Below are 13646 nucleotides of genomic sequence, written 5' to 3' on the forward strand. Positions count from 1 at the left end.
TCTTAATTATTTTGCCAACCTTTCAACCATTTCACTAATGTATCCACCCAATCTTGACGATCATTCAAACAAGGGATGTATGTAAATTGCTTACCACCAGCTTTTAAGAATTCTTCTTGTCCTTCCATCGAAATTTCTTCCAAAGTCTCCAAACAATCCGAAACAAAGGCAGGGGTGCAAACCGCTAAATTCTTAACGCCTTGTGCAGGAAATTCTTCTAACATGTGGTCTGTATAAGGTTTAATCCAAGGGTCACGACCTAAACGAGACTGAAAAGAAGTGGTATATTTATCTTCTGGTAATTGCAAGTATTCGGTTACCAAACGTGTTGTTTCAAAACATTGATTACGATAAGTTTCAATAGGTAATTTGCTCGCTTTTGCAGCACGAAGTGCTTTATTATCGTGACGTTCTGGAATTCCGTGATAAGAAAACAATAATTTATCAAAATTCTCAGGTAATTTTTCTTTGATAGAATCTCCTAAAACCTTGATATAATCTGGATGATTGTAAAAAGCTTTCAAGAAATTAATGTTGGTATCTTTGTAGCTTTTTTTCTGAATTTCAAGCACTTTATCCGCAACAGTTTCTGTAGAAGACATCGTGTATTGAGGATACAAAGGAACAACCAAAATGTCGCGAACTCCTTTGTCATAAAGCTCTTGTAAACCAGCTTCTATTGAAGGGTTTTTGTAACGCATTGCCAAAACAACTGGAATATCCATTTGTTTTTGTACCATATCTCTCAAAATTTTAGAGTAAACAATCAAAGGAGAACCTTCTTTTGTCCAAATTTTTCGGTAAGCTTCAGCAGATTTTTCTGGTCTTTTTGGTAAAATAAATAATTCAACAACAGTTTTACGAATAATCCAAGGAGAATCTAAAACTTTCTTATCCATTAAAAATTCGCGTAAATAAGTTCTTACGTCTTCAACATTGGTAGAATCGGGCGAACCTAAATTCACTAATAATATTCCTTTGCTCATAATTCTTTTTATCTAAAAAAATATTGCGTTCTTTGTAGGTGTAAAAGTACGGAGGATAATTTAATTTGTCCTTCGTAATATCATCATTATAATTTATATCATCATTTTATGTCAGATTTATTAAATCCTGATAAAGAATTTTATCCAGACGACGATCTAAATCACGAAAATACTGTTCGTCCGCAAAGTTTTGATGATTTTGCTGGGCAAGCGCATATTCTCGAGAATCTAGAAGTTTTCGTAAAGGCGTCTAAACTTCGAGGCGAAGCGTTGGATCACGTTTTGTTGCATGGACCTCCAGGTTTGGGAAAAACGACATTGGCAAATATTATTGCGAATGAATTAGGTGTAGGAATCAAAATTACATCTGGACCAGTTCTCGATAAACCGAGTGATTTAGCTGGTTTATTGACGAATTTGGAAGAAAATGATGTGCTTTTTATTGATGAAATCCATCGTATGTCTCCCGTTATCGAAGAATATTTGTATTCGGCAATGGAAGATTTTAAGATTGATATTATGATCGAATCTGGACCAAATGCACGTTCGGTTCAAATTGGTTTGAATCCTTTTACATTAATTGGTGCAACAACGCGTTCTGGTTTATTAACTGCGCCGCTTCGTGCTCGTTTTGGAATTAATTTCCGTTTCGAATATTATAATGTTGAATTATTAAGTACGATTGTTGAGCGATCTTCTCGTATTTTAGACACACCAATTGACGAAAGAGCGGCGATAGAAATTGCAGGTCGTAGTCGTGGAACTCCTCGTATAGCAAATGCTTTATTGAGAAGGACTCGAGATTTTGCACAAATTAAAGGAAATGGAAAAATTGATTTATCAATTGCTGAATTTTCTTTAAAAGCTCTAAAAGTTGATGATAATGGTTTAGATGAAATGGATAACAGAATTTTATCAACAATTATTGAAAAATTTAAAGGTGGACCAGTCGGAATTACAACTTTAGCAACAGCAGTTGGAGAAAATGGTGGAACATTAGAAGAAGTTTATGAACCGTATCTCATTCAAGAAGGTTATTTGATGCGTACTGCTCGTGGACGTGTGGCAACAGAAAAAGCTTTCAAACATATTGGTGTAAAATATCGTGGAGAAAATTCACCTCAAACCGATTTGTTTGATTTGTAATTTTGTTCTAAGTCATTCTGAGCTTGTCGAAGAATCTTAACGATTTTCTTACTCTAATAAATCGAAAATGGCTCACACGACATATTATTCTTGCGTTAGGAGGAATCTAAGATTCTTCATTTCACTCACGTTTCATTCAGAATGATAAAATTTAATCTCGTCGATATAATAATTATAAATTCATAATTACGAATTAACTAATGCTCCTTCAAACAGAAGAACATATCAAAATAAAATGGTCCCATCGAATCAAAGAAAAAGCTGAAGCATTGGGATTTATTTCGTGTGGTATTGCCAAAGCAGATTTTTTGGAAGAGGAAGCTCCACGTTTAGAGTCTTGGTTAAAGAATAATTATCATGGAGAAATGCTGTATATGGAAAATCATTTCGATATGCGATTGGATCCTCGAATTTTGGTAGAAGGAGCAAAATCTGTGATTTCGTTGGCGTATAACTATTACCAAAATTTAGATCGAAATCCAGATTCTTATAAGGTTGCGATGTATGCGCAAGGCGAAGATTATCACTTTGTCGTGAAGGAAAAAGTGCGCGAATTATTAGATTTTATTCAAGAAGAAATAGGAGAGGTGAGTGGACGAGCTTTTACAGATTCAGCTCCAATTCTGGAACATGCTTGGGCAAAAAAAACTGGAATTGGTTGGGTTGGAAAAAATTCGTTGACATTATCTAAACAAAAAGGTTCGTTTTTCTTTTTGTCCGAATTAATTATTGATTTGGATTTAGCCTATGATTCTCCAATCGAAACGGATCATTGTGGAAAGTGTACGCGTTGCATTGATGCTTGTCCAACTGAGGCAATTTTACCCAATAAAACAGTGAATGGAAGTCAATGTATTTCATATTTTACAATTGAATTGAAAGATCAAATTCCGACCGAAATGAAAGGGAAATTTGATGATTGGATTTTTGGTTGTGATGTTTGTCAAGAAGTTTGTCCATGGAATCGTTTTTCGTTGCCAACGAAAGAAACTCGTTTTGTTGGTCATGAGAAAATTAATCAATTCTCAAAAAAAGATTGGGAAGAAATTACGGAAGATGTTTTTCGAGAAATTTTTAAGAAATCGCCTGTCAAACGTACAAAATATGATGGTTTGAAAAGAAATATCGATTTTGTAAAATCACTATAATTCGTGAAAATTTTTGGTTTAGATTTTGTTAGCTTTACTTCAAGAAAATCGAATCAAAAAATGAAAAAAAGTTTATTCATTCTTACTACTTTTTTAAGCTATTTTGCGCAAGCTCAATTTGGGATTGTCCAAGATAAAGATGGTTTTGTAAATGTGAGAGATGAAAAAAGTACTTCATCTAAAATTGTTGCTAAAGTCAATTCAAATTCTATCTATCCAATTGATTCTGATGAAGAAAATTCGAAATGGTATTTGGTCGAATATCAACCTGAAAAAGCTGGTTATGTTTACCATGATCGAATCAAAAAATTAGAAGATTTTGAATCGATTTCACCAACTTCGACAAATGATTCTAAAATAGAATTTTCGGTTGCAGATTATATTATTCAGCTCGAAACGCAAACATTTAATTCAAAAAAGCATAAAATTTTCAAGGAAGGTGATTTTGTTTATGCGATTGATGAAAAAGATTTTCTTGGTTCGGACGGAATGATTCCTCAAACAGAATTCAAATCGTTTAAAATATCATTCAAAGGAAAAGAGATTATCATTCCAAAAGAATATTTTACCAATTTATATAACGCAAATTTATCCGCTACAAAACTTACTTACAATAAAGAGTTAAATCAATATTATTTGTTCGCAACATATAGCGATGGAGCTGGAGTTTATGATGCACTTTGGGTGTTGGATAATGGAAAAATTGTAAAACATATTGCTCAAATTAATGCTTATGCTTAGTCGAATTTTATCAATTTTAGGATGCTTTTTGCTATTTACTTCGACAGTGTTTGCTCAAAAAGTAACGACTTCCAAATTTGGAGATATTTCGTACGAAATGACGCAAAAACAAGTAGCAGCTTTAACACCAAATAAATTAGCTCTTTATGATGTAAATAATCCTGAAATGCCTGAACAGGACATTGAGTTGAATGGAATTAAATATCATATTTCGTATTATAAGAATTTGAAAACAAAACAATTTGAAGTGTATACAGTTTCGTCTGTTAGCGCTCAACTTTCGACTTTATCAGGAATAAAAATTGGAAGTTCGTTGGATGATTTATGGAAAGCGTACAAAAAATATGATATTTCGGTGCAAGATATTTTTGAAGATGACGAAACAAAATCGGTCAGAGCTTTTGCAATAAATGATCTTGATAATGGATGTACATTAGATTTTTATTTGAAAAATAATAAAGTCGTAAAAATGGTTTTGTCGAATGAATCGGGATATTTAAACAATAATATTTATGAGGACTAAAATAGTTTTATTAGGATTTTTCTTGCTTTCTGTAGTTGGATTTGGTCAGATTTCTACAACACGAATGAATGAGTTGAAAATTGGTATGCGTCCGTCCGAAGTATTGAAATTATTAGGCAATAAACCTGTGGCGATTGCAGATGAAAACGAAACGAAAATAACTTTAAAAGGAATTGATTACACGATCGAAATAAGAAGTGGTTATTTGAGTAAAACAGAAAATGATACCTATTTAAGTTCTATTTCGACAACAAGTAAAAACATCAAAACCTTATCTGGAATTGGTATTGGCAGTACGTTGGACGATTTATGGAAAGCTTATTCGTCGAAATACAATGTGTTGTTGGATAAATCGAATAATAATTACAGAGAATTTAGAATTGATGATAAAGAAAATGGTGTAATATTGACTTTTTCTTTGAAAAATGAAATTGTAACAACAATAGGATTGAGTTCCTATAATCCAGAAGAATGTACACTTTAGAATAATGATTAAAACCTAAATACATAAAAATGAAAAAAATATTTTTTATAGCTGCTTTTGTAGCTGGAATAGCTTTGCAAGCGCAAGTTTCTACAACTCGTATTAATGACGTAAAACTTGGAATGAAATTGTCTGAATTAGAGAAATTAACTGGACAAAAATTCAAGTTGAAATTAAACGAATATGGTTATCCAGAAGATGATTTGACAATTGTTTCGAAAGGCGTAACCTATAAAGTAGGCTTAACATCGAACGGAGATGGAAATGGTTCTAATAATTTGACTGTTTATAGCGTAAAATCGACAGATTCGAGCCTTAAAACATTGTCTGGAATTAAAGTTGGTTCTTCATTAGATGAATTATTATCAAAATACAAAAACTTGAATATCTCTATTTATGATGGTTATGATGATAAAACGGATAAAAGAACAAAGGCTTTTCGTTATTTTAATGTAGAAGATCAAGATGCAGGTTCAATATTACAATTCAAATTGGTAAATGATAAAGTAGCTTCTTTTGACGTGATGTATAACGAAGGTTGTTAAAATGAATAAACAAAAAATTCCAACTCTTAGAGTTGGAATTTTTTGTTTAAAATTATTTCTTAATCACTTTTTTCGTGATGATTTTTCCATCTTTTAGGTGAATAGATAAAATATACATTCCAGCTGGATAATTTTTCAAATTAACTTCCGAACCTAATTCAATTCCAAGTAAACGACCATTAAAATCATATAAATTGACATAATCAAAATTCTTCGCATTAATTTTTACCTTATCTGTTGTTGGATTTGGAAAAACTTCTACAAGCGTTTGTTGATAATTGTAATCGTTCGCAGATAATTCAGCCCAAGTATTTTCGGCTTTATCTCCTCCCCAAATCAACGTTGCTAAATACGGATTATCAATAAATGGATTTCGACTTCCTTGCGTTTCGGCAATAATTTCGTTTCGAACTTTCTCAAATTCAGATACTTTATCCTGCACATTCCATTTCAGAAACATATCTGGCATTCCATCATTATTGGTTGTTGTCGTATTGTTGTACGCAACTAATTGCGGATCAGTTTCCAACCCATAATGTACATACATATACATAATAATTCGCGCCACATCTCCCGTCCATTCATCACCAGGATAAAAACCTCCATTGATTAATTTGGCTTGCCCTGTCACATCTTGTGCCCATTTTTCACGATAAGCATTGTTACTTCTAGTCGAATTTAATTGTCTATCAACTGCGCGTAAATTATGTGCATCTGTCCCTGTTCCTGGATAACTAGTCGTCAAAACAGGATTTGCCCACGATTTCGGAAAAACGTGTTCGCGTTCCCATTTTCCATTTGCATTACCGCCTGTAGTATTTCTATTGTTGACATCACGAGTGCGTTGTTCAGCATAAACAGTAGAATTATCAGTAAAACCATAAATCAATAAAACTCTATCTTTAGAGCCTATTTCTAAATCTGATTTCATTAAAATATCCCAAACAGTTTTGTAACTAACCGCATGATGCGTAGCATTGATTAAATCGTGTAATTCTTCCTTTATCGTTTTTCCATTTTGTTTAAAATCAATCCCTTCATAATAGTCGGGTTGTTGCGCAAAAGCGGCAAAAGGAAATAAAAGAAGTAAAAATTTTTGCATAACTATTTATAAATATTTAACAAAAGTAAGTATTTAATAAATGATATTAAGATTAACAATTCTTAAATTTTTTACTGAAATTGTTTAATGTATTGTTTAGGTGTCAAGCCGTATTTTTTCTTAAATGCTGATATAAAATGAGATGGATTTTCGTAACCAATTTCAAACGAGATATCTTTTACCATTTGTTGATTTTCTTCTAATTTATGCAACGCATATTCCAGTTTTTTATCCAATAAATAACCATAAACAGTTGTTCCATAAAGTTCTTTGAAACCTTCTTTCAGATGATATTCCGAGATCGAAAATTTTTCGCAAAGTTGTTTGATGGTTGGAGGATTTTTAAAATCAGCTAATAAATAATCTTTGATTTCTTTGATTCGTTTTCCTTCATTTTCATCATTCAAGAAAGGACAATGCTCAGTTTGATTTTCGATTTCAGAAAAATAAAGCGTGAACAATTCGTACATTTTTCCATTCAAAAATAAATTTTGAAATTGTGGAGAAAGTTTCATTTGTTCAATTTGATTCAAAACTAATTTTATCGCTGGCCCAATTTCGCGTTCAATATAAAATTTCTCTTGCGTCATGCTCGAAATCAAATTATTCTGAATTTGATATTCTGCAAACAATTGATGTAATTTATGAATAGACAAAACCACAATATAAACCTTACTTTCTGCATTTATATTTAACGATAATGGAATATCTAATGTTGGATAATAAAACAAAAAACTTTTTCCTTCGTTCAAATTGATTTTATAAATACCATTATTAAAATTAAATGTCAGCGAACCTTTTGTACAAAAATAGAATTGTATATAACGCTTGTCAATTCCTTTCAGAATCGTGTCTGTAGAAGCTGTAAAGTTGTCTATTTGAGCGATAAATACGTCTGTTGACAATTTATACTCGTTAATTTTACTTTTATGGGTATTTTTTAAATCCATTTCGAATGATGAGGTTTGTCATATAAAAAACGTGATAATTGTCAACTTCGCTCTTTATAATGGTTTACATACAAATATAAACCTTTAATTTATAATTATTCTAAAAAAGCAAACTTTAATTTTTAGCGTTATTTTTTCTTTTTAAAGTTATTTTTCGAAGACTTTTGAAACTACTTTTGTATCAGTATTTGAAGAAATGGCAATTAGAGGTAATAAAACGGAAGAAAATTTTTACGTAATCGGAATCAGTTATGAAAAAGCTGACGCCATTACACGTGGTAAATTTACATTTTTCCCGGAACAAGTTGAAACGTTTACGCAAGATTCTAAAACGAATGGATTAGAAAACTTTTTTATTGTATCAACTTGTAATCGTACTGAATTTTATGGTTTTGCAGAAAACGAAGATCAAATCGTTGAGCAATATTGTAAATACACAGAAGGTAATGCAGATGAATTCCGTCAATTTATGATGGTAAAAGAAGGAGAAGAAGCGATTACACATTTATTCCGTGTTTCGTCGGGATTAGAAAGTCAGATTTTAGGTGATTTTGATATCATCGGACAAATCAAAATTTGGTTTTCTCGTTTCAAAAAACAAGGTGCATCAAATGCTTTTTTAGAGCGTTTGGTAAATACTGCGATTCAAATTAGTAAAAAAGTGAAGAACGAAACTTTCTTAAGTAACGGTTCTGCTTCGGTTGCATATTCAGCGGTTAATTTTATTCAAGCAACGCAAGGAAACTTAGTTGACAAAAATATTTTGTTGTACGGAATTGGTAAAATTGGTCGTAATACGTGTGCTAATTTGGTCAAACATTATCCAAATACAAACATTACGCTAATCAATCGTACAAAAGAAAAGGCAGAAATTCTTGGACTGAAATACGATATTACCGTAAAAGATCACAGCGAATTAAAAGAAGAATTACAAAAAACAGATATTCTAATTGTTGCAACGGGAGCAAGTAATTACACGATTACAGAAGAAATGATTCCGTTCGATAAGGAAATGACGATTATTGATATGTCAGTTCCAGAAAATGTAATTCATACATTGGCTGCTCGCGAATCTATACAATTGGTAAATGTGGACGGATTGTCTAAAATGGTAGATGATACAATTGCGCAACGTCGCAATGCAATTCCAGAAGCTTTGGCAATTATAGAGGAGCATTCTACAGAGTTTTACGAATGGTTAGAAACCAGAGAATTGGTTCCTGCTATTCAATCTTTCAAAGATAGATTAGACTTTTTTCAGAGTTTTGCTTTAAATAATTTGAAAAAAGATAATGTAAACATTGACGAAAATGAAACGATTTTAACTGAAAAAGTAATTCAGAAAATTACAAATCAGTTTGCTTCTTATTTGATTGAAAATAAAGAAAATGCAGACGAAACAATTCAGTTAATCGAAAAAATGTTTCATTTAAAACAAGCTTAATACAATCATGAAAACAATAAAAATTGGTACACGTCAAAGTCCGTTAGCGCTTTGGCAAGCCAATAAAGTTGCTTCTATTCTTGAGGCAAAAGGTCATCCAACAGAAATCGTTCCGATTACTTCTGAAGGTGATGCAAATCTAAAACAACCCATTTATTCATTAGGTTTAACAGGTGTTTTTACGCGTTCATTGGACATTGCTTTGTTGAATGATCAAGTGGATATTGCGGTTCATTCGTTGAAAGATGTACCAACTGTTTTACCAGAAACATTAGAGTTGATTGCATATCCAGAGCGTGCAAGTTCTGCGGATATTTTGGTGTACAAATCGGAAGATATTTTCGAGAAAGAACACCGAATTATTGCAACAGGATCTTTGCGTCGTAAAGCATTTTGGAATCATAAATATCCAAATGATACGATTGTAGATTTACGAGGAAATGTGCAATTACGTCTGAAAAAGTTGCAAGATAATGCAGATTGGGACGGAGCTGTATTTGCTTTTGCAGGTTTGGATCGTTCAGAAATTTTAGATGAATTGGCAGAAAAAGGTCTTCATTATAAAGTGATTGATTGGATGATTGCTGCGCCATCACAAGGGATTTTGGGAATTGTTGCCAAAGAAGGTTTTGATTTGAGTGATATTAATAATCCGCAATGTGAACTTTTTGCAACAGTAGAACGTCAATTCTTGAATGTTTTAGAAGGAGGTTGTACAGCGCCAATTGGTGCGTTAGTTGAAAAAATTGATGAAGAAAATTACTCGTTCAAAGGAGCAATTTTATCAATTGATGGACAAGAGATGATTTCAATCGAAAGACAATTCAAAGCAGATGAATATTTGACGAAAGGTCGTGAGTTTGCTGAAGAATGTATTGCGCAAGGTGCAGCAAAAATGATTGAAGAAATTAAAAAAGAAATCGGAACGAAATAGTGCGAACGAAAGTTTTATTCACGAAGTTTATTTCTCCTGAATTGCTTGAAAAAGAATTTGGAACTGATGTTGAGGTGGTTTGTAAACCAACTTTACAAATTGAATTGACTTCGAAAAATGAAATTTCTGCACAGGTTGATGAATCCGTTCATCAATTTATCGTGACGAGTCAAAATACAGTAAATGCCATTCAAGGATTGGAATTGAATGGTCATTTTTTTGTTGTTGGAAAAAAAACGGCAGAAAAACTAAAAGCACAAAACAGAGAAGTTGTGTTGGTTGAAGATTATGCAGAAGATTTAGCTCCGAAATTGATTTCAGGAAATTATTCTCCGAAATGGAATTTCTTATGTGGTTCTTCCCGTCGAGATTTGTTGGTGAATGAATTATCAAAAGCAAATCACGAAGTCAATCAAATTATAACATATCAATCAGGGCAAATTGTTTATCAATTAAATGAAACATTTGATGTGTATGCTTTTTTTAGTCCGTTGTCATTCAAAGCGTTTCATCAACAAAATGAAATTTCAGAAAGTTCGCGTATTTTTACAATCGGAAATACAACAACTTCTGCGATAGAAGAAGTTTATCCAAATCATGAAATTATAACTGCGCAAACACCATTGGTGGAAGTAGTTATTGAAAATATAAAAAAATACATCAATGATAAAAAATGATTTGCTTTTAAAAGCATTGAGAGGTGAGGAGGTAGAGCGTCCGCCAGTGTGGATGATGCGTCAAGCAGGACGTTATTTACCAGAGTTTATCGAATTGAGAGATAAATATGATTTCTTTACACGTTGTCAAACGCCAGAGTTAGCGGCTGAAATTACAGTTCAACCAATTCGTCGTTTTCCGTTAGATGCAGCAATTATCTTTTCAGATATTTTGGTTGTGCCACAAGCAATGGGAATGAATTTCGAGATGAAACCTGGTGTTGGTCCTTGGTTAGAGAATCCTATTCGTACAGCTCAAGATGTAGAAAAAGTTTATATTCCTGATGTTGAAGAAGAGTTAGGATACGTTTATGCAGCGATGGATATTACAAAGAAAGAGTTGGACAATAAAATTCCGTTGATTGGTTTTGCAGGTTCGCCTTGGACATTGTTGTGTTATGCAGTGGAAGGTCGTGGTTCTAAATCTTTTGATCAAGCGAAAGGTTTTTGTTTCCAAAATCCAGTTGCAGCACACCAATTATTAGAAAAAATTACACAAACAACGATTCAATATTTGTTGAAAAAAGTGGAACATGGTGCAAATGTGATTCAGATTTTTGATTCTTGGGGTGGAATGTTATCGCCAAAAGATTATGATGAATTTTCTTGGAAATACATCGAGCAAATTGTAAACGAAGTTTCTAAAGTAGTTCCTGTAACTGTTTTTGCAAAAGGTTGTTGGTTTGCTTTAGAGAAAATGGCAGATTCTAAAGCATCTGCTTTGGGTGTTGATTGGACGATTACGCCACAATTAGCGCGTGAGTTTACAGGTTTCAAAAAGACGTTACAAGGTAACTTTGATCCTTCTCGTTTGTTATCGCCACCAGAAACTATTCAGCAAATGGTAAAAGAAATGATTGACGATTTTGGTCCGTATAAATATATTGCCAATTTAGGTCACGGAATTTTACCAAATATTCCAGTTGAAAATGCACAAGCTTTTATAGAAGCTGTTGTAGATTATAAAAGAGATTAAGAAACTCTATATAACAAGAAAACCTTCCGAATGGAAGGTTTTTTTATTTTATGGTCTTTTTTGCTTCGGTCCAATAATTGATTTGATTAAAAATAAATAATGAAATAGTAATCATATCAGATACAATTTCTACTTTTTCTTGATGTGAATAATTTTCGAAATTACCTATCTCTACACGAAATTTTACATTTTCAATATTAGGAAAGGTTTTTATTCTTTCTAAATGTTCGTTACTAAAATGAATAAAGCCACAGTATTTTTTGTATAAAATTTTTATTTCTGGAAATTTTTTTGAAATTTGTTCAACTAAATAAGCATCATTGAAATTCTTTTTTAAAATGCTATCGCGGAATTTTCTGATTTCTTTTCCGTCTAATATATAATCAATATAACTATCGTCTTTAGCAACTAGGATAGAATTATATCTAATTAGATTATCCATTTGTATTCTAATTAGATGAGTTGCAGAGTAAAAATTATTTTCTTGAAATAATAATCTAAAACCTTCATTAATTGACATAGCTCTATTTAAAATACTAAGAGCAATAAAATCAACTTTCATAGCTTTATATTTAAAAATTTCTTTAGCCAAATTTTTATAATCTTCAGTTAATAAATATAATTTATCAACTAGATCATTTAATTCTTCTTTATTAATTTCAATATCCATGAATCAAATATACAAACAAATTACCTTTATTGATTTAGATGATAATCTCCATTTTAACAGAAAATTAAAAGAAATCAATTTTATATTCGATAGTTTTAGTATATTTTAGTAGAAATATTAATATCATAAGTAAACTACATAAAAGAATAAGATGAAAAAGGGTATATTTTTGATGTCAGTTTTGGGTGTTCTTTTCTTTGTTCAGTCATGCGAAACGAAGAAAGAAAATGCTGACTCAACAACTAAAGAAGTTGTAAAACAAGATACAGTGCAAGCTGTTGCAGAGCCTGTTGGAAATCCTACAGATGTTAAAGCTGACCCAGGAACTTTCCAAATTAAACCTTTGAAATATGGTTACGATGAATTGAACGAATACATTGATGCAAAAACAATGGAAGTTCATTTCTCTAAACATTATTTAGGATACATCAACAAATTGAATACAGCGCTAAAAGAAGCAAATATCAAATCGAATGATATTGTAGATATTTTGAAAAAAATGGATATGAATAATGCTGCTTTACGCAACAATGCTGGTGGATATTACAATCACATGCTATATTTTGATATTATGTCTCCAACGCCACAGAAAGCCCCTACAGGAGATCTTAAAGCGAAGATTGAAGCAACATTTGGTTCTACAGAAGAATTAATCAAACAATTGGACGAAGCGGGTTCTAAACGTTTTGGTTCTGGTTGGGCTTGGTTGGTTGTGAAAGCGGACGGAAGTTTGGCGGTTACAAGTACAGCAAATCAAGATAATCCATTGATGCCAGGAGCAGAGATCGCAGGAACGCCAATTTTAGGAATTGATGTTTGGGAACATGCTTACTATTTAAAATACCAAAACAAACGCGATGATTATTTGAAAGCGTTTAACAATGTTTTGGATTGGAAACAAGTTGAAGAAAATTATAAGAAAGCAAAATAGTCTTTCTAATTACAAACAAAAAAGCTTCTCAAATTTTGAGAAGCTTTTTTGTTTTATATAAGGACTGTCTCTTATCGTGTGTTATTTCATAAATTAAGCTTGGCTTAGGTTCTACTTTTTCTAGTCTACCCCTTTCTTGATATACTATTACCCATTCCTCCCTTATCCCTCCCCTCTTTCTTACTCTCCTACACCATTTTTTAGTTGCTTCTCTCACAGCCACTTATACGCTTTTCATTACAGCTTCATCTGTCGGCAACTATTCTTTACTTTTCGTTCACTTCCTTTCTTTCCCGTTTCGCTTCTCCCTTATATTGGTGCTACTTATTCTTTTCCTACTCTCCTCGTGC

The 13646-nt window shown here is 32.2% G+C and carries 15 protein-coding genes; 11 read left to right on the forward strand and 4 right to left on the reverse strand.

Translation table 11 applies throughout. The features are described 5' to 3' along the window. Positions 1-2: 2 nt before the first annotated feature. On the reverse strand, positions 3-986 hold the full coding sequence (gene hemH / locus B4J88_RS06445) for a ferrochelatase (protein ID WP_291066904.1): 984 nt from the start codon (positions 984-986) through the stop codon (positions 3-5). Between the two features lie 108 nt (positions 987-1094). Here hemH and ruvB point away from each other — a divergent pair, with 108 nt between their 5' ends. From ruvB to B4J88_RS06475, 6 genes are all read left to right on the forward strand, one after another. Beyond that, the gene (ruvB, locus tag B4J88_RS06450; RefSeq protein ID WP_038332085.1) at positions 1095-2132 is read left to right on the forward strand and encodes a Holliday junction branch migration DNA helicase RuvB; all 1038 of its coding nucleotides are present in this window, start codon (positions 1095-1097) and stop codon (positions 2130-2132) included. 200 nt (positions 2133-2332) lie between these two features. Beyond that, positions 2333-3280 (forward strand): tRNA epoxyqueuosine(34) reductase QueG, encoded by a 948-nt coding sequence (gene queG, locus B4J88_RS06455; protein WP_291066906.1) that lies wholly within the window; start codon positions 2333-2335, stop codon positions 3278-3280. Positions 3281-3340: 60 nt separating this feature from the next. Then, positions 3341-4021 carry an SH3 domain-containing protein gene (locus tag B4J88_RS06460; RefSeq protein ID WP_280045307.1) on the forward strand — a complete coding sequence of 227 codons (681 nt, stop codon included), beginning with the start codon at positions 3341-3343 and terminating at the stop codon, positions 4019-4021. Further along, positions 4014-4544, forward strand: a complete 531-nt coding sequence (locus tag B4J88_RS06465; RefSeq protein WP_291066908.1) for a hypothetical protein — start codon at positions 4014-4016, stop codon at positions 4542-4544. The genes B4J88_RS06460 and B4J88_RS06465 overlap by 8 nt, the downstream gene beginning before the upstream one ends. Further along, a complete protein-coding gene (locus tag B4J88_RS06470) occupies positions 4534-5028 on the forward strand; it encodes a hypothetical protein (RefSeq protein ID WP_291066910.1) in 495 nt (164 codons plus the stop codon). The genes B4J88_RS06465 and B4J88_RS06470 overlap by 11 nt, the downstream gene beginning before the upstream one ends. A gap of 29 nt (positions 5029-5057) precedes the next feature. Continuing rightward, on the forward strand, positions 5058-5573 hold the full coding sequence (locus B4J88_RS06475) for a hypothetical protein (RefSeq protein WP_286478753.1): 516 nt from the start codon (positions 5058-5060) through the stop codon (positions 5571-5573). A 52-nt stretch (positions 5574-5625) separates the two neighbouring features. Here the strand turns inward: B4J88_RS06475 and B4J88_RS06480 are convergent, their stop codons facing one another. Together B4J88_RS06480 and B4J88_RS06485 are read right to left on the reverse strand one after the other, a co-directional pair. Continuing rightward, positions 5626-6675, reverse strand: coding sequence for an endonuclease (locus B4J88_RS06480; protein ID WP_291066912.1), 1050 nt, complete (start codon positions 6673-6675; stop codon positions 5626-5628). A gap of 71 nt (positions 6676-6746) precedes the next feature. Next, entirely contained in the window at positions 6747-7625 is an 879-nt protein-coding gene (locus tag B4J88_RS06485; RefSeq protein WP_219033604.1) for a helix-turn-helix domain-containing protein, read from the reverse strand. A 196-nt stretch (positions 7626-7821) separates the two neighbouring features. On the opposite strand from B4J88_RS06485, the gene hemA reads away from it, so the two are divergent. From hemA to hemE, 4 genes are read left to right on the forward strand one after another with little or no spacing between them, the layout of a single operon-like run. Next, entirely contained in the window at positions 7822-9069 is a 1248-nt protein-coding gene (gene hemA / locus B4J88_RS06490) for a glutamyl-tRNA reductase (protein WP_219033603.1), read from the forward strand. A 7-nt stretch (positions 9070-9076) separates the two neighbouring features. Then, the gene (gene hemC / locus B4J88_RS06495; protein ID WP_180904970.1) at positions 9077-10003 is read left to right on the forward strand and encodes a hydroxymethylbilane synthase; all 927 of its coding nucleotides are present in this window, start codon (positions 9077-9079) and stop codon (positions 10001-10003) included. Continuing rightward, a complete protein-coding gene (locus tag B4J88_RS06500) occupies positions 10003-10680 on the forward strand; it encodes a uroporphyrinogen-III synthase (protein WP_291066915.1) in 678 nt (225 codons plus the stop codon). Before hemC ends, B4J88_RS06500 begins: the two co-directional genes overlap by 1 nt. Then, the gene (gene hemE, locus B4J88_RS06505) at positions 10667-11695 is read left to right on the forward strand and encodes a uroporphyrinogen decarboxylase (protein ID WP_219033601.1); all 1029 of its coding nucleotides are present in this window, start codon (positions 10667-10669) and stop codon (positions 11693-11695) included. Before B4J88_RS06500 ends, hemE begins: the two co-directional genes overlap by 14 nt. 43 nt (positions 11696-11738) lie before the next feature. Here the strand turns inward: hemE and B4J88_RS06510 are convergent, their stop codons facing one another. Next, entirely contained in the window at positions 11739-12365 is a 627-nt protein-coding gene (locus B4J88_RS06510; protein WP_286494663.1) for a hypothetical protein, read from the reverse strand. Positions 12366-12516: 151 nt separating this feature from the next. Here B4J88_RS06510 and B4J88_RS06515 point away from each other — a divergent pair, with 151 nt between their 5' ends. Next, positions 12517-13296, forward strand: coding sequence for a superoxide dismutase (locus B4J88_RS06515; RefSeq protein ID WP_286494662.1), 780 nt, complete (start codon positions 12517-12519; stop codon positions 13294-13296). Positions 13297-13646: the final 350 nt, after the last annotated feature.

Origin of the sequence: Empedobacter sp. UBA5036 (assembly GCF_002415215.1) — a bacterium.
GTDB classification, from domain to species: Bacteria; Bacteroidota; Bacteroidia; order Flavobacteriales; family Weeksellaceae; genus Empedobacter; species Empedobacter falsenii_B.